This window comes from Calothrix sp. CBUCES-K 9914, assembly GCF_059640475.1.
On record NZ_JBXXZH010000028.1, the window covers coordinates 31,203 to 48,526 of the forward strand.

The following is a 17,324-nucleotide window of genomic DNA, read 5'->3' on the forward strand; positions in this document are numbered from 1 at the left end:
TCCTAACTCCTAACTCCTAACTCCTAACTCCCAATTCCTAACTTCTAACTTTCCTGCTCCCACAATTTGATTGTTTTGTCGGTGCCGCAACTGACAATAAATACATTGGTATTGGCTAGAGCGATGCTGGTAACAGAGTCTGTATGACCTAAAAGTGTCACTGCTGCTTTGTTGCTATCGCTTAATTGCCAAACTTTTATACTTTTGTCTTTACTCGCACTTATTAAGATTTCTCCAGTAGAGTCAAATACGAGTGATGTAATTGACCAAGAATGTCCGGAAAGTGTAGTTATTTCTTGACAGGTGTTAACGTCCCATAGTTTGATTGTGTTGTCATCACTGCCTGTTACTATAGTTTTTCCGTCTGGACTAAGTGCTATACATGTTACTGCCCATGTATGACCTGACAAAGTATTGTGTAAGGTACAGTCAAATTTATTTTCAGATTGAGTTAATCTCCACAGGCAAGTTGTTTTATCAAAGCTGCTACTTGCTAGCAATAAACCGTCCGAACTGAATATAACTGCACTTACTTGTAGTTTGTGTCCTAATAAGACACAAATTTCTTTACCTGTTGTTACATCCCAAAGTCTGACAGTTTTATCCCAACTACCACTAGCAATTATTTTACCGTCAGGATTAAAGGCAAGTGATTTGACGGCGTGTTTATGTCCAGTAAGAGTATATACTTCTTCGTATGTATCAAGATTCCACAGTTTAATCGTTTTATCATCGCTAGCTGTTGCGAGTAGCTTTCCATCAGGACTAAATGCAACAGACTTTACAGGTTGCGAGTGTCCATTGAGCGAATGCAATACTTGTTTAGTCGTCAAATCCCATATATATACTGTTTTGTTATCGTGCCCACTGGCAATGATATTATTATTTGGGTGTATATCAACTGAATTCACCTCTGTTTTCAGGTGTGAATTTAGTGTTAAAGTATGCGAGTTAATTAGAATTTGATAGTTACGTAACTGTTCAGTAGGCGCCTGTTGTTTAGTGTTCTTTTTGAAACTCGTTATTAATGTCGAGGGTGACATACCCATTGCTTCTATAACTTCATCTACTGATTGAAAGCGTTGATTTATATCTTGGTTGATAAGTTTATCAAGAATATAACTCAATCGCGCGCTGATAGGTGATTGTAAATAATGGCGCCATACCCATTGATTATTAGCAGTATCAAATAAATCAAAGGGTGGTATCTGAGTGAGTAAAGAAATACAAGTCACACCTAAACTGTAGAGGTCGCTGGTAAAAATTGGTTTACCCTGTAGTTGTTCTGGTGCAATATACTCAGGACTACCAAATATAATATTGTTATTTTGAAGCTTATTTAGAATTTGAGCTGCTGCAAAATCTACTAAAACAAAAGTACCATCTTGATGCTGGATGATATTATGTGGTTTGATATCACAGTGAACAATTTGATTGTTGTGTAATACTTTTAGGATAGTTAATATATCAGTCAAAAGCTGCCAAATTTGATTTTCGTTGATGAACTGCTTTGAAGCTAGCTTGTTTAAATTGGCGCCTTCAAAATATTCAAATACTAAGTAATAATATTCTGAGGTGCAAACATAACTCAGTAGTGTCGGGACATGAGAGTAATTTTCTAATTGCTGTAATACTCGTACTTTTGCCTCAATATTGCTCAAAGCTTCATGCTGTAAAGATATTCTTTGAACAATGCAAGGTATAAAAGGATATTCTCCTTCATCAAGCCCAAAAAAAGTTTGAGTATATTTACCATCAGCAATTAACTGGGTTAAACGATATGATGGTTCTACAAATATAGGTAAAACTACTTTAAAATTCATTTATTTATGTTTTTTATTACCTTAGTATCAAGGAATAGAATTGATCCCCCCACCTTAATAAGGGGGGCTAGGGGGGATCAATTATAATACAAAAACTAAACCTACGTGGTATTGCTATTGTAATCGTTGATGAGGTCGATAGTAAAGATAACAGTGTTTGAAAATGTAAAGAGATTATATGTAATGTCTCTAATTACTATAGTAAAAATATAGAGATGCTTGTATAAAATCAATGCATCTCTATAAATCTGACTTTTGATTTGATGTTGTTTTAAATGAGGTAGAGACAGGATTAAACTATTGTCTCTACAATCATTGGTAAAGAAATTACTGTGTATCTGTTGGTAAATCTATATTTAAAGGTACATAACCATTACCATTTTTTTTCGGCGCCATTACAGGCACTCTAGGATACAATGGTTGCGTGTTGTCGTTGCCGTTTTGTTTAGTACTGGTTTGATTCCACAAAATCATTGAGAGTAAACCATCAACTAAACCGTTAGCGCCACCACTGTTACTATTACCGACTAATATATCAGGGATCAAGCGAACGTTACTCTCACCTACTATCTGCATCATTTGCATTGCAGTGTAACCATTTTCACCTAATGCTTCCACACCTGTACGGTATGTTTCCGCTTTTGCGTTACCTGTCGCGCGGATACCTTCAGCTTCAGCTATTGCTTTTAATTTAATAGCTTCCGCTTCACCAGTTGCTTCTTGAATTCTGGCATTAGCTTTTAATTGAGCAATTTTAACACCTTCTTCAGATGTCACTAATGAGTCCTGAATATCTGCTAATGATGTTTCTCTTACCAACAACTGACGCTGAGTTTGTGCCATTTGCTGAACTTCGTAGGTTTTACGCTGTTCCTCAGCAATTTTACGGTCTGTCAGCGTATGCATTAATTCTGGTGGTGGAGTAATTAAACCAATCAAAGAATCAACTGCTTGAACATCATACGCGCGTAAAGCTGACTTGACGTATTCTGATGCTTCGACTTGACGCTCACTCCGGGCAATTAGAAAATCTAAGATTGTATACTCTTGCGCCGAGTTGCGGAAATAGTTTCCAACAATTGGACGTAGTACTTGGTCAATTACGTTTTGCATCGAACCTAAGCGTGATATCACTTTCGGTGCATCACTAGCGCCGATATGAATAATTTGAAATACTTCTAAATCAAAGCTAAAACCGTCAAACGATAGCAACTTCAATGCTGTAAGTTTACTATCATAGCCGTGTTGACCCATGATTCTATCTGTAAAGTTTAAGACGATATTAGTCGTTGGCACTAACTCGACTTTCATTACTTTGGTATTAAGCGGATGTTTACCAGGATATAACGGCTCTACCCATACACCCTTATGTCCTTGGTTAACTAGCTGACCATGAGTAAACGAGGCGCCACTAACATCCTCTTGCTCTCTACCTACGAAGGATATAACTACTCCCACGTAACCAATGGGTATTTCCGTCATTGGCACTTGCTCAACGTTAACAAGCCAGGGGTTAAGGTTCCATGAACCAGATAATAACACCTGCTCTTGTAAACCTCTTTGTCCACCACCGTCAAGAAATCTCTGACCGTTTTGGAAATTATCGTGTCCAGAAATCGTATGTCCGGCTATTTCTCCAGACCGAATAGGCGAACCATCTAAAGTTGTAACAATACCTACTTTTTCTGGTTCTATTTGATATATGTGTAACTGCTCCGCGCGCATCCCGTGTTGACTAGCATTGTTTGCCGTAATAACTTTAAACAATGCAGTATTTATGCGGTAAGTACCTGCCGTCAGAAAACCTATTTGTCGTCCTTTTTCCCCACCATTTGTCAAAAACTTGCGTGCATCCTGAAAGTTATCAGACTCAACTATTTTACCCAATATTCTTTCAGGCGGTACTTGGGCACCGTCTGCAGCAACTATCAACGCAATTTCACCTTGCGGAATTACCACAACAGCTTCTTTTTTAACTGCAAACTGCCAAGGGAAATAACCCCAGTGCCAACCAGGGGCTAGAGTATCTGCCTGTAAACCAGCTTCTTTGTTAAGAGCAATTAATCTACCTGGGGGAAGTCCTTTACCAGAAATCGTAAACTTCTTAACAACAATTCCAACTTCACGCTCGCCGATAACTACCAGTCCACCAAAAAACAAAGGCATAAAGATAACTAAACCACCAACTACGGCAATAGGAATTAAGCCCCAGCCAATATCCATTTGTAATTGGGCTGTTTCGACTTTGTTTTCTGCTGTCGGCGCCTCTACATTTTTTGTCGCGCTTGCAACATTACGGGAGTTACTATATTCAACTTGATTAACTGATTTATTAACTTCGGCGCCTGCAACACTAACACTGCTTGCAACTGCCAAAGAAGCTGCAACCGATGCAACCAAACGAATTATCTTACTTGAAAAACGCTTGCCACTACAGGAATATAAGGATTTCATAGATTTTGCCTTCTAGGCAATTGAGTATCTTACTTATTACTTCCCGTCCACTCAAGTCGATTTCTTCATTCGTTACAATTCTTTACAATTACAATCCTGGCAACGGATGTAACGGATGGTTGATTCTAAATAACTAGATAAAGTTTGTAACTAATAATCTATCCGTTACATCCATTACATCCGTTGCCAATAATTGTATCAAATGTTCTAAATTTATTCTTTAAGTACATTTACTGAAGCAGAAAATAATCAGTCAGTGCCATATTGTGTAGTGACACTTTATTAAAAATTAACAGTATCAAAAAATATTAGTTATTATGCATACTGCCATGACACAGATCTTTGGGGACTTTATTGAAAAGCCGTTAACTAAGGAGAAATTGATATTAGAGTTTTTACCTGATTCAATTTCTGTGCAGGAATTTTGGCGTAATAATGATTATGCAGCAAATTTTATTGCTGATTTTTTGACTACTTTTATTACTAAAAACGGTACAGAAGCTAATGACTTACAGCGTTATGCAGAAGTTAAAAGTGCTACTAGCTATATTGCTAATGAGCTTTTAGAAAACGCCGTCAAGTACTCACATGAATCTTCACAAATACCTATCAAAATTAAGTTGTATTTCAACCAAGGCAAAACTCAGTTTTATATTACCCATAGTTTGAGTCATTTACGGTCAGCTAATCTTCAAGGTGTTATTTATCAATTATCAAATTCTAACCATGAAGAATTATACTTTAATCAGTTAGAAAAAAGTATAGATGATGAATATAGCTTCAAGTCAGGATTAGGCTTTTTGAGCATGATTAATGACTATTCGGCAAAGCTTGCTTGGAGGTTTGAAGCAGTTCCAGACAAACCAGCAGTGATGATTGTAACGACAATGGTTGAATTAACGGTGTAGTACCTTTTTAGTATATTACTCTAAGCAAGAAAACTCGTAGAATATGAAAGAAATATTTGGATATTACGTTGATAAACCGCTGAATAATGACCAATTAACTTTAAAGTTCTCACCATCTTCCATCTCAATAAAAGACCGTTGGCGAAATAACGGTCTTTCAGCAGACTTTATGGCAGACTATTTGACTACTTTTTTTCCTAAAGACGATAGTGATGTCGGTATTCAAAAACAAACAGAAATAAAAAGTACTGCTAGTTATATTGCAAATGAGTTACTCGAAAACTCGATGAAGTACTGTGATTACAATATAAAGTTACCTATTACTATCCAACTTCAACTTGATGCTGACCAAATTAGATTTTTTGTAACTAATAGCATTCAGAGAGAATCTATAGAGTCATTCAAGAAATTTATTGAAGAATTAGTGATTTCCGATCCAAATGAATTATATTTTAATCAGTTAGAAAAAAATGCGGAAGACCCAGATAGTACAGCTTCTGGTCTAGGTTTGTTAAGCATCATAAATGATTATTCTGCAATGTTGGGTTGGAAATTTGAGGTTGTTCAGCAAAAACCAGAAATAATTGCTGTTACAACAATGGTACAAGTTAGTATTTAAAGACATACCACTACTTTCAACCTCACTCTAAAAGTTTAATAATTGCGCTATATAAAACTATGGAAATCACAGGCGATACTTATAAAGTTTACTACGACACTAGTTCCGCAACAATTAACTTTCATGGCAGCTTACGTTTAAACGGAATGGAAGAATACACATCAATTTTAAAATTACTAACTGATGTAATTGATAGTAATCCCGCGCGAGTTACTATCAACTTAATACATTTAGATTTTCTTAACAGTTCCGGAATTACAATGCTATCCAAGTTTGTAATTGGAATGCGAAACAATAAATCTGTACATCTGATGATTCTCGGCACCAATTCGATACCTTGGCAAAGTAAGTTACTCAAAAACCTACAAAAACTAATGCCAACTTTAAATTTAAAAATGGTGTAGTTAATTTTAATATTACTTAATATTCAAGATATGAACAAGTTAAAAAGAATATTCCGTCCGGCGATTAGTTTAATGAATCGTCTAAAATATCCACAAAAATTTACTTTAATTAGTAGCGTTTTTGTGTTGCCGTTGAGCTTGGTAATGTATTTACTCATTTCCGAAATTCAATCTCGAAATGATTTTGCAGCGAAGGAAATGATTGGTAATATTTACCTACGTCCTCTACGCCAACTTTGGGCGGATATATCGCTTGCACAACTAATTAGTAACGATCAAACAACACAAAATAATGAATTAAAACAAATTCAAGCGAGAATAAATAATCAAATACAGTTATTAGTAGATGTTGAAAAAAAGTATAGCAACATATTGGAAACAACTGATAAATTCGATTCTATTAAAAATAGTTGGCGCCCCCTAAACGCAAACATTGAAGCTAACCAAGATAAAAGTAATTCCGAGGAAAGGAATAAAGCATATAATTTTCTGCGTCAACAAATTGATGATTTGAGAAACAAAGTTGGTGACCATTCAAACTTAATTCTCGACCCAGACATTGATAGCTATTACTTAATGGATGCTACCTTGTTAAAACTGCCAGAGATGCAGTATACATTAACTGAAATTCAACTAATTACTCAAAACAATATTCAAACTCAACAATATTCAATTGAATCACGCACTCTGTTAATTAAACATCTAGCTAAACTTGAAGAATATAACAGCGAGTTAAAGAAAAATATGCAGGATGCATTCAACTATAATCCTGCGGGAAATACACGTCCACAACTTGAAAGTGTTTTAAATAATTATACTAACAAAATTGACTTACTTATTACGACAACAGTACCTTTAACTGAAAATATTAACTCTTTAAGTAACCAAGTCTTTTATAGATCAGCAGAAGAAAATCTAAAACTAAATTATATTTTTTGGGATAAAGCCATTGTTGAACTTGATGTGCTTTTACAAAACCGCATCAATGGATTTGTGCAAAGGCAAATTCTATTATGTATATTTGTAACGGTTATTTTAGCATTAGTACTATATTTATATATTGCGTTCTATTTAGGCGTTAAACAAACTGTATCTAGCTTGAGTGCAGCATCCAAACAAATGATTGATGGAACTGTCACCAAAAGTATTACGCTAGAAAACCGCGATGAATTAGCCGAAGTCGTCAAATCCTTTAATAATATTGCACTTGCTTTAGTTGAAGCAAACAAAGAAGTCAATCTTTTAAATCAGTGCTTGACTGATGAAAATATTCGCATGGGCGCCGAGTTGCAGGTTACTAGTAAACTTCAGCAAATGATTTTACCCAAAGCGCAGGAATTAGAGCAAATACCCGATTTAGAAATAGCAGGGTTTATGATTTCTGCAACTGAAGTAGGTGGTGACTACTATGATGTAATTTACCATAATGGCAAAGTAAAAATCGGTATTGGTGACGTTACTGGACATGGGTTAGAAAGTGGTGTGTTAATGATAATGGTACAAACTGCGGTACGCACTTTGCTAGAACACAACGAAACCGACCCAAAAAAATTCCTCGATACCCTCAACCGCACTATCTATCAAAACGTGCAACGGATGAATTCAGACAAAAATATGACGCTGTGTTTACTTGACTATCAAGATGGAAAAGTTAGGATATCTGGACAACATGAAGAAATGCTCGTTGTTCGACGTGGTGGTTTAATTCAGCGAGTTGATACAGTTGATTTAGGGTTTCCAATCGGTTTAGAGGAAGAAATTTCTGATTTTATCGGTTATGCAGATATTCAGCTATACCCAGGTGATGTTATAGCACTTTACACGGATGGAATTACTGAAGCTGAAAATCTTGACGGTGAATTGTACGGACTGAAACGATTTATGCAAGTTATTAAGGATAATTGGCAAAAATCTGCTTTGGAAATTAAGCAAGCTATTGTTGATGATTTGTATGATTATATAGGGCAAAAAGGTCTTCTCGACGACATTACACTCGTAATTTTAAAACAAAAGCAGTTTTCGGTGCCGTCACTTATTACATCGTAGGGTGGGCAGTGCCCACCTTACCACTCGCATCAACAAAAAATTACACCATACCACCAGCAGCTTGAAAACGAGCGCGCGCACGTTTAAAAGCTTGGGTAGCTTGAATAGTTGCTTGTTTATCGTCAGGAGAAACTTGAGCAAGACGAGTTTGCGCTTCATTAAAAGCAGAACGGGCTTCTTCTAAATTGATTTTATCACCACGTTCACCACCGTTAACAAGAATCGTAATTTCGTCTTCTTCAACTTCAACAAAACCACCCTGTAAAGCAATTGCTACCCAAGGTTGATTTTTGTTAGAACGTACTCGCATTACTCCAGTATCAAGAGCAGACAATAATGGTGCGTGTCCGCTAAGAATACCAAGTTGTCCAGTTGTACTGGGTAAAATTACTTCATCAGCAGATTCATCCCAGATTGTTTTATCTGGGGAAATTACACGAACGGTTAAAGTCATGGGATTTTGGATTTTAGATATTAGATATTAGATATTAGATTTTAGATTTCAGATTTCAGATTTTCATATTTAATCCAAAATCCAAAATCCAAAATCCAAAATCAAATTAGCCTTTCATTTTTTCGGCTTTTGCTTTCGCTTCGTTGATATCACCAACTAAATAGAACGCCTGTTCAGGTAAATCATCTAACTCACCAGCAAGAATCTGTTTAAAACCTTTGATGGTATCTTCGAGCTTCACGTACTTACCAGGTGAACCAGTGAATACTTCAGCAACGAAGAAAGGTTGTGATAGGAAACGCTCAATTTTACGAGCGCGCGCTACTGTTAAACGGTCATCTTCCGACAATTCGTCCAAACCTAGAATTGCGATGATATCTTGTAATTCTTTATACCGTTGTAAGGTAGCTTGTACTGCACGTGCGGTATCGTAGTGGTCGTTACCAACGATATCAGGTTGCAACATTGTGGAGGTTGAGCCTAATGGGTCTACTGCTGGGTAGATACCTTTAGACGCTAAACCACGGGACAATACAGTTGTTCCATCCAAGTGAGCAAAGGTAGTTGCAGGTGCCGGGTCGGTTAAGTCATCCGCAGGAACGTATACAGCTTGAATAGAAGTAATTGAACCTTCGGTAGTTGATGTAATACGTTCTTGAAGGGCGCCAACATCAGTACCTAAAGTGGGCTGATATCCTACCGCTGAAGGCATACGACCGAGAAGCGCGGATACTTCAGAACCAGCTTGAACGAAACGGAAAATGTTATCGACGAACAGCAATACGTCTTGCTTGTTAACGTCGCGGAAGTATTCAGCCATTGTCAAACCTGACAAACCAACACGCATCCGGGCGCCGGGTGGCTCATTCATTTGACCGTACACTAGTGCAATTTTAGACTCGTTGAGGTTGTCATTATTAATTACACCAGACTCAATCATTTCATTGTAGAGGTCATTGCCTTCGCGGGTACGTTCGCCCACACCAGCAAATACAGACACACCACCATGTTGAGTTGCAATATTATTAATCAACTCCATCATGATTACGGTTTTGCCTACACCTGCACCGCCGAACAGACCGATTTTACCACCACGACGGTAGGGAGTTAAAAGGTCAACCACTTTAATCCCAGTTTCAAACACCGAAGGTTTGGTTTCCAGGTCGGTGAGTTTAGGTGCTGGACGGTGGATAGGAAGAGTTTCTGTATTGTTAACAGGACCTCTGTTGTCTACAGGTTCGCCCAAAACGTTGAAAATACGTCCTAGGGTTGCCTTACCAACAGGAACGCTAATAGGCGCCCCTTGGTCAACAGCTTCCATTCCACGTACTAAGCCATCAGTCGTACTCATCGAGACAGCTCGTACTTGATTGTCGCCCAGCAACTGCTGTACTTCGCAAGTTACAGAGACATCTTGTCCTGCCTCGTTCTTGCCGGTAATCTTCAAAGCGTTGTAGATAGGGGGCATTTTGCCGCCAGGGAATTTTACGTCTACAACAGGGCCAATGACTTGGGTAATGTAGCCAGTGTTAGTTTTTTCTGCAGTGGTGACCATGCTGGGTTGTTGCTTATAAGGCGATATTTCAGATTGGGTCTTATAGGCTTGAGTTCAAGCAATATTCATCTTTTAGAGTAGCACCGAACGGCATTAATTCATTGAGATAAATTCATTATTAAAATAAAAGCTTTATGCCACAGACTTCGTTACTACTGAACAGCAACATCTCAAAGTCCTTATTCTACACGATTTCTGCTTGCCTCATTTCTCTAATACGTGTCGTTTAATACTTGAGAGCTTCTCAGTATGCTCACTCAATTACAATACACAGCATAAGCAGATAAAATAAATGTAGGTTAGGCGTCCCGCCTGACCTACTACACAGGCAAGATTACAGACTACACAGGCGGGACACCTATGCTACGGGGTTATAAATAAAAAATGCTTTTGTCCCGTGCATTCGGAACAAAAGCATTGCCATGCCATTTCACTTGAATATGGACTACAACTCCATCAACCGCATTTTCGTAAAAAAAGCGGTATTTATTTTTCACTGTAAAATAATCTTCTACACGTTTTTAGTCGCTGATATAGTCTAGATTAATATAGGAGATAAAAATAATTGATCTAGCTCCAATCGCTCTATAACGAAAATTATTGGCATTTTGTTTCAGCATCAGCTTATGAACTATGTATCAGCACGGCAATATTTTTATCAAGAAATTCAGCAAGCTGATGAACATATAAACCTGGCTAGGGCAGCTTTATATATAGCTCAAGAAGAGTACCCAGACCTTGACTGTAACGAATACCTCAACGCGCTTGATACAATGGCGTTTGAATTGCAGGAACGCTTACCTGACGCGCGCTATCCAATGCGGATTGTTCAAAGTATAAATAAATACTTGTATGAAGATTTAGGGTATGCTGGGAACACAGAAAGTTACTACGACCCACGTAATAGTTTTTTGAATGATGTTATCGAACGTCGTTTGGGGATTCCAATAACCCTGGCACTAGTATATATGGAAGTCGCGCGTCGTATTGATTTTCCAATGGTGGGAGTTGGGATGCCTGGACATTTTTTGATTCGTCCAGATATTCCCGACATGGATATATATATTGATACTTTTCACGATGGCGAAATTCTATTCCAGCAAGATTGTGAAGTACGCTTAAGTCAAATTTATCAACAGCCTGTAAAATTACAACCAGAACATTTACCAACAGTAACCAAAGCTCAGTTTTTGATGCGGTTGCTATCGAATCTCAAACATATTTATCTAAACCAACAGGAATTAGAACTTGCTTTGGCAGCAGTCGAGCGTATTTTACTAGTGGCGCCTGATTCAATCATAGATACCCGCGACCGTGGTTTACTATCTTACCAACTGGGACGTTTCAACCAAGCAACACAAGATTTAAAAACGTATTTACATCGCGTACCCGACGCACGCGATGCTTCAGTCATTCGGCGCCTACTTTCAAAGTTAGAAGGATAGTTAAAAGGATAACAGGCGTAGGGCATTGACTGTATAACTGTTTACGTATTAATTAAAAGTCTTTTCGGCATTAAAACAGTATTTATACGTAAATAGCCGAATATACATATGTAAGTATACGTATAGTTACTGATGACATATATATAGCGAATTAGACAGGATATGCAAGGGAAATCATACTAATCTTACTTTTCCCAGCAGATACCCGCTATGGTTCACATTCAACTAGGCAACGAAATTATTACAGCCCCAGAAGTTATTCCGCTGTTAGCTTGCTATCAATTACTCCCACAGTTACAGCGTGAACTAATAATCGATAAAGTTATTGCCGATATAAAATTAACACCTGAAGAAAAAAATAATACTATATCTACATTTTATCAAAACAATCAAATAACTACTCCTGCCGCGCTGAATGCGGCACTTCAACGTTATTGCATGACAGTAGAACAGTTAGAAGCATTGGCCACAAAACAACTGCGGGTTGAGAAATTTAAGCAAGCAACTTGGGGAGGAACGCTTAAACTGAACTTTCTTCAACACAAACCTCAGTTAGATAAAGTTGTATATTCTCTGCTTCGTACCCAAGATATGGAAGTAGCACAAGAGTTGTATTTCCGCATCAAAGCAGGAGAACAAAGCTTTGCTGACTGCGCGCGGGAGTTTTCACAAGGTGTAGAAGCTCAAACGGGAGGATTAATAGGTCCCGTTCCGATGTCGCAAGCACATCCAGCAATTGTCCAAAAACTTTCCATCTCAAAAGAAGGGCAGTTGTGGACACCGATAAAGTTAGAGAATTGGTACATCATTCTACGCTTAGAAAAATTAATTCCAGCACAGCTAGATGATGCAACAGGTGCCATATTGCTCAACCACTTGTTTGAAAAATGGCTGGCAGAACAAATTCAACAAACCCCTATTTTAATTTCAGACCATTTAGAGACGCGATTAATCACGTCTCTACACACATAAAAAATATATACAAAACAATATAATGATATCAAGTTCTAACACTATTATTGATTTTCTAGCTACTACGCCACCTTTTGACAGGATGGATGTAGCTGATATTGAAAAACTCGCACAAAAGCTTTCACCATTACGTTATCGAATGGGACAAGCTATAGTCGTCAAAGATAGCTTGCCAGCAAAAATCGCTATTTTATATACAGGACAAGCGCGTTTGTTGGCATATACTTCAGACGCAACGGCGCCAGATACATTAGAAATTCTGAAACCTGGTGCGCTATGCGGCGCCGTTGGAATAATTCGCGGTGTAGCATGTGAAACGGTTATTTCTTCTGTAGAGTCAGTTTGTCTCACACTCAATGCAGCAGACTTTGAAGAATTGTTATCTAAACATCCCGAAATTGCCGAATATTTCCGCTCAAGGTACAGTATAATTGAAATATATGACTTGTTAACCAAAGAACTTCAACGTCGGGGTAGAGTCGTAGACAATTTAAAAGAGCTTGCAGAAGGCGCCGCAAATCATATAATTATCCTTAACCTTCCATCTGGTAAAATTCCACTTTCGCAGTTAGACCCTAACCTATTGTGGTTAGTTAGCAGCAGTGGTTCTAATTATGCAGTTGGAGATAACATAAATTTTGACAATAGTCAAGAATACATTCAAACTACGGGTAAAGGAATTCGCCTAATCGGGTTTACTGACCACACTTTATCATTTGAGCAAGCCAAAACCCAAGACCCTGAAGATTCTACCAAAGCAAATCCTTGGGAAAATGTGCCTTTTGCTCCTGAAAAACCCGAATCAATACCAAGCAAAACCAGCACGCAATTTGCAAAATACCCCTTTGTTAGCGGTCGTGGACCAGTTGATGCGACACTTGCATGTTTCCATATGCTATCAAAATATTGGGGGATGCCGTGGAGACGGGATGTTATGTACCGCGCGCTGTCCAATAATTACAAGCGAACAGGTAAAGTACCTATAGAGTTGTGCGGTGGACTGGCAGAACTAATAGGTGTAAAAGCACAACTCGTACAAGTCCCAGCAGTTGTAATATCCCAACTCCCTACCCCTGTGCTTCTCCCATATCTTGATACTTATGCGATTCTTTACAGTGCATCCGAAAAAGAATTAGTTATTGCAATTCCTGAACAAGGAATTATTCGCAAAAAAACTGCCGATTTTGTAGAGAATTACACAAAAGAATGTCAAGTTCTATTACTGCAATCTACACCTGAAACACCTAAAAAGCGCTTTGGGTTAAGTTGGTTTTTGCCCGCAATTAAAAAACATAAAGTTGTCTTAACCGAAGTATTTGTTGCTTCATTATTTGTGCAGTTACTGGGACTTGCTAATCCATTAGTAACTCAAGTAATTATCGATAAAGTAATCATCCAAAATGGAGCTAACACGCTGAATGTTTTGGGATTTGTGCTGATTACAATGGCAATTGTTGAGGGCATAATTACCTGGTTACGTACAAACCTATTTGCCGATACAACTAACCGTATTGATTTATCTTTAGGTTCAGAAGTTATCGACCATTTACTAAGATTACCATTGCGGTATTTTGAAAAACGTCCTGTCGGGGAAATCTCTTCAAGAATTCACGAGTTAGAAAACATTCGGTCGTTTCTAACAGGTACAGCCTTAACTGTTGTACTCGATGCCATCTTCTCAGTTATTTACATTGCGGTAATGGTTTTTTACAGTTGGTTGCTAACTATTGTAGCATTAGCAACAGTACCGTTATTTGCTTTGCTAACATTTATATTTGCTCCAATTGTTCGTAGTCAAACTCGTACTAAAGCAGAAAAAAATGCAGAAACTCAATCATATTTAGTCGAAGTTATATCGGGTATTCAAACGGTCAAAGCGCAAAATATCGAGTTGAACTCGCGCTGGGCATGGCAGCAACGCTACGGTAGATATATTAGCGCTAGTTTTGATAGCGTATTAACAAGCAATACTGCCAGTTCACTTAGTAACTTTCTCAATAAATTATCCAACTTATTATTACTCTGGGTAGGTGCCTATCTAGTACTAAAAGGAGAAATTACCCTTGGAGAATTAATTGCTTTTAGAATTATTGCTGGATATGTGACAAGTCCTTTACTGCGATTAATTCAACTCTGGCAAAACTTCCAAGAAACAGCACTATCACTGGAACGATTAGCAGATATTCTGGATACTCCCCAAGAATCGGAACTTGCAGGTCAAAATAATATTCCAATGCCAGTTATTAAAGGACAAGTTCGTTACGAAAATGTCACCTTTAGCTTTGCCAAATCGCCAAATCCACAACTTAATAATATCTCAGTTGAAATACCCCCAGGTTCGTTTGTTGGAGTAGTTGGACAGAGTGGCGCCGGTAAAAGTACTTTAACAAAATTAATCCCTCGACTCTACGAACTGGATGCTGGCAGAATTATGATTGATGGATATGACATCGGCAAGGTTGAGTTATACTCGCTGCGTCAACAAATCGGAATGGTGCTGCAAGATACTCTTCTATTTGATACTACAGTCCAAGAAAATATCGCCTTGACTATGCCCGACGCAACTCCCGAAGAAATTGTAGAAGCTGCCAAAATTGCCTGCGCGCATGACTTCATTATGAACTTACCCAATGGGTATAACACGCGCGTGGGTGAAAGGGGTTCTGCTTTATCTGGTGGACAAAAACAAAGAATTGCAATTGCCCGCACTATATTACAAAATCCACCGTTGCTAATTCTTGACGAAGCTACTAGCGCACTCGACTACGCAACCGAACAACAGGTGTGTTCAAACCTACAAATTGCATTCAATGGACGCACGGTGTTATTTATTACCCATCGTCTCGCCACAATTCAAAATGCTGACATCATTCTAATGATGAGTGCAGGGAAGATTGCAGAACAAGGTACACACAGTGAATTAATGAGAATGAAAGGACTTTATTACTGCTTATCACAACAGCAAGAAGCTTCAGAAGGCAAAATAACTGTTTAATACGCTCTTTGATCAATTTTCACTAATAACTACATTAATAACTTATGAATTCTAACAACAATAACGGTAACGCCAATTCTACAAATACGATATCAATGCAAGAATTGACGGCAAAACTACCACAAAATTCGGAAGAAATCAAACAAAAACCACTAAGCTCTGCAATTAGACACGTTCCCAAATTTGAGCAACCCGTAATATTAAAACAACCTCGTAAGTGGTCGCGCGCGATATTATGGGGATTAATGCTTACCATTACTGGTACAGTAATATGGGCTAACATTGCAAAAATTGAAGAAGCTGTTTCTGCTACTGGAAAACTCGAACCAGCAGGCGCCACTAAAGATATACAGGCGCCTATTGGTGGAGTTGTCAAAGATATATTTGTTGAGGATGGCGAGCAAGTCAAAGCGGGAGATAAACTGATTGTGCTTGACAACACAACCGCAAAAGCACAATTAGAATCATTACAAAAAATCCGCACATCTCTTGCTCAAGAAAACCAATTTTATACTGCACAATTACGTGGAGAATCAGTTAATTCATCAACCCTGCTACTTCCTGCGTCAATACTTGATTTAACAAAAAGTCGCGCTGCATTAGTTGCGGAAAATCAAGTTTACCGTAGCCAGCTTAATGGTGTTGCAACAGGTAAACTAACTGTTGAACAACGCGAACGCATTACCGGAAACCAAATCGAATTAGATGCACGAGTTGAAGCAGCTTCTTTACAAATCGATCAACTTCGGCGCCAGCTAGAGCAAACCGACATCCGTATCGTTTCCACAAAAGACACCCTGAAAATGAATCAGGGAATATTAAATAGTATTTCGGGACTAGCAAAACAAGGCGCCATATCGCAACTCCAATTCCTCAAACAACAAGAGGAAGTGCGAAACGCTCAATCTCAACTCGACCAATTGATCAAAGAAAAATTTAAACTACAAGCAGAAATTGCCGAGGGAAAAGCGAAGTTATTAAACACACAAGCTATTTCCCGTAAAGATTGGCTCGACCGAATTGCTGAAAATGCCAAACGTATCGCCGAAATTGACAGTCAAATGAATAAATCAATAGTCGAGAATAGCAAACGTATGGCAGAAATTGACTCGCAAATCAGTCAAGCTAAAATGAACCTTAAGTACCAAGTAATAACGGCGCCTGTCAATGGCACAATTTTTGAACTGAAGGCAAAATCTTCAGGGTTTGTAGTCACTGGCAGTGAACCAATTTTGAAAGTAGTTCCTACAGATAAACTTATCGCTAAAGTTTTTATTACCAACAAAGATATTGGTTTTGTTAAAGAGGGAATGACAGTTGATGTCAGAATTGAATCATTCCCCTTTAGCGAATTTGGTGATATCAAAGGTAAACTCGTATCTATTGGGTCAGACGCACTACCTCCCGACCAAATTTATCCATTCTATAGATTCCCTGCAAAAGTCGAACTCCAAACTCAACAGTTAAAGGTAAACGAACGTAATATTGCATTGCAGTCAGGTATGGGAGTAAGTACTAATATCAAGATTAGAGATCGAACAGTGATGAGTATATTTGCGGATATGTTTAACTCAAGTGTTGAAAGTTTGAAAAATGTGCGCTAAAAGTCTAGCGTAGGTTCAGTAGATAACGATATAGATAATATAAGG

At 38.1% G+C, this 17,324-nt stretch carries 12 protein-coding genes; 8 read left to right on the forward strand and 4 right to left on the reverse strand.

From position 1 onward, the window contains the following. Positions 1 to 44 precede the first annotated feature (44 nt). Together AC2JBO_RS09090 and AC2JBO_RS09095 are read right to left on the reverse strand one after the other, a co-directional pair. Positions 45 to 1,823 (reverse strand): protein kinase domain-containing protein, encoded by a 1,779-nt coding sequence (locus tag AC2JBO_RS09090; protein WP_496953315.1) that lies wholly within the window; start codon positions 1,821 to 1,823, stop codon positions 45 to 47. 327 nt (positions 1,824 to 2,150) lie between these two features. Then, positions 2,151 to 4,277, reverse strand: coding sequence for an SPFH domain-containing protein (locus AC2JBO_RS09095; protein WP_496953316.1), 2,127 nt, complete (start codon positions 4,275 to 4,277; stop codon positions 2,151 to 2,153). A 329-nt stretch (positions 4,278 to 4,606) separates the two neighbouring features. On the opposite strand from AC2JBO_RS09095, the gene AC2JBO_RS09100 reads away from it, so the two are divergent. The 4 genes from AC2JBO_RS09100 to AC2JBO_RS09115 are packed head-to-tail and all read left to right on the forward strand — an operon-like array spanning position 4,607 to position 8,254. After that, complete coding sequence (locus tag AC2JBO_RS09100; RefSeq protein WP_496953317.1) at positions 4,607 to 5,185, forward strand: slr1658 family protein; 579 nt, start codon at positions 4,607 to 4,609, stop codon at positions 5,183 to 5,185. A gap of 43 nt (positions 5,186 to 5,228) precedes the next feature. Then, positions 5,229 to 5,804 (forward strand): slr1658 family protein, encoded by a 576-nt coding sequence (locus tag AC2JBO_RS09105; protein WP_496953318.1) that lies wholly within the window; start codon positions 5,229 to 5,231, stop codon positions 5,802 to 5,804. A gap of 59 nt (positions 5,805 to 5,863) precedes the next feature. Beyond that, on the forward strand, positions 5,864 to 6,208 hold the full coding sequence (locus AC2JBO_RS09110) for a slr1659 superfamily regulator (RefSeq protein ID WP_496953319.1): 345 nt from the start codon (positions 5,864 to 5,866) through the stop codon (positions 6,206 to 6,208). A 30-nt stretch (positions 6,209 to 6,238) separates the two neighbouring features. Continuing rightward, positions 6,239 to 8,254, forward strand: a complete 2,016-nt coding sequence (locus tag AC2JBO_RS09115) for a PP2C family protein-serine/threonine phosphatase (protein ID WP_496953320.1) — start codon at positions 6,239 to 6,241, stop codon at positions 8,252 to 8,254. A 40-nt stretch (positions 8,255 to 8,294) separates the two neighbouring features. Here the strand turns inward: AC2JBO_RS09115 and atpC are convergent, their stop codons facing one another. Next, a complete protein-coding gene (gene atpC, locus AC2JBO_RS09120) occupies positions 8,295 to 8,708 on the reverse strand; it encodes an ATP synthase F1 subunit epsilon (RefSeq protein WP_496953321.1) in 414 nt (137 codons plus the stop codon). A gap of 106 nt (positions 8,709 to 8,814) precedes the next feature. Then, complete coding sequence (gene atpD, locus AC2JBO_RS09125) at positions 8,815 to 10,263, reverse strand: F0F1 ATP synthase subunit beta (RefSeq protein ID WP_496953322.1); 1,449 nt, start codon at positions 10,261 to 10,263, stop codon at positions 8,815 to 8,817. Between the two features lie 626 nt (positions 10,264 to 10,889). Here atpD and AC2JBO_RS09130 point away from each other — a divergent pair. The 4 genes from AC2JBO_RS09130 to AC2JBO_RS09145 all read left to right on the forward strand — a co-directional run bounded on the left by AC2JBO_RS09130 (position 10,890) and on the right by AC2JBO_RS09145 (position 17,279). Beyond that, positions 10,890 to 11,708, forward strand: a complete 819-nt coding sequence (locus tag AC2JBO_RS09130; RefSeq protein WP_496953323.1) for a SirB1 family protein — start codon at positions 10,890 to 10,892, stop codon at positions 11,706 to 11,708. 210 nt (positions 11,709 to 11,918) lie between these two features. Next, positions 11,919 to 12,680 (forward strand): peptidylprolyl isomerase, encoded by a 762-nt coding sequence (locus AC2JBO_RS09135; RefSeq protein ID WP_496953324.1) that lies wholly within the window; start codon positions 11,919 to 11,921, stop codon positions 12,678 to 12,680. A gap of 22 nt (positions 12,681 to 12,702) precedes the next feature. Continuing rightward, complete coding sequence (locus AC2JBO_RS09140) at positions 12,703 to 15,675, forward strand: peptidase domain-containing ABC transporter (protein WP_496953325.1); 2,973 nt, start codon at positions 12,703 to 12,705, stop codon at positions 15,673 to 15,675. 44 nt (positions 15,676 to 15,719) lie between these two features. Beyond that, a complete protein-coding gene (locus AC2JBO_RS09145; protein ID WP_496953326.1) occupies positions 15,720 to 17,279 on the forward strand; it encodes a beta-barrel domain-containing protein in 1,560 nt (519 codons plus the stop codon). The last annotated feature ends 45 nt before the right edge of the window (positions 17,280 to 17,324 follow it).

What these genes read in the sequence shown, in the direction of transcription:
- atpC (WP_496953321.1), bottom strand. Translation starts at nt 8,708, where the DNA reads ATGACTTTAACCGTTCGTGTAATTTCCCCAGATAAAACAATCTGGGAT.
- AC2JBO_RS09130 (WP_496953323.1), top strand. Translation starts at nt 10,890, where the DNA reads ATGAACTATGTATCAGCACGGCAATATTTTTATCAAGAAATTCAGCAA.
- AC2JBO_RS09110 (WP_496953319.1), top strand. Translation starts at nt 5,864, where the DNA reads ATGGAAATCACAGGCGATACTTATAAAGTTTACTACGACACTAGTTCC.
- AC2JBO_RS09135 (WP_496953324.1), top strand. Translation starts at nt 11,919, where the DNA reads ATGGTTCACATTCAACTAGGCAACGAAATTATTACAGCCCCAGAAGTT.
- AC2JBO_RS09140 (WP_496953325.1), top strand. Translation starts at nt 12,703, where the DNA reads ATGATATCAAGTTCTAACACTATTATTGATTTTCTAGCTACTACGCCA.
- AC2JBO_RS09100 (WP_496953317.1), top strand. Translation starts at nt 4,607, where the DNA reads ATGACACAGATCTTTGGGGACTTTATTGAAAAGCCGTTAACTAAGGAG.
- atpD (WP_496953322.1), bottom strand. Translation starts at nt 10,263, where the DNA reads ATGGTCACCACTGCAGAAAAAACTAACACTGGCTACATTACCCAAGTC.
- AC2JBO_RS09105 (WP_496953318.1), top strand. Translation starts at nt 5,229, where the DNA reads ATGAAAGAAATATTTGGATATTACGTTGATAAACCGCTGAATAATGAC.
- AC2JBO_RS09090 (WP_496953315.1), bottom strand. Translation starts at nt 1,823, where the DNA reads ATGAATTTTAAAGTAGTTTTACCTATATTTGTAGAACCATCATATCGT.
- AC2JBO_RS09115 (WP_496953320.1), top strand. Translation starts at nt 6,239, where the DNA reads ATGAACAAGTTAAAAAGAATATTCCGTCCGGCGATTAGTTTAATGAAT.
- AC2JBO_RS09095 (WP_496953316.1), bottom strand. Translation starts at nt 4,277, where the DNA reads ATGAAATCCTTATATTCCTGTAGTGGCAAGCGTTTTTCAAGTAAGATA.
- AC2JBO_RS09145 (WP_496953326.1), top strand. Translation starts at nt 15,720, where the DNA reads ATGAATTCTAACAACAATAACGGTAACGCCAATTCTACAAATACGATA.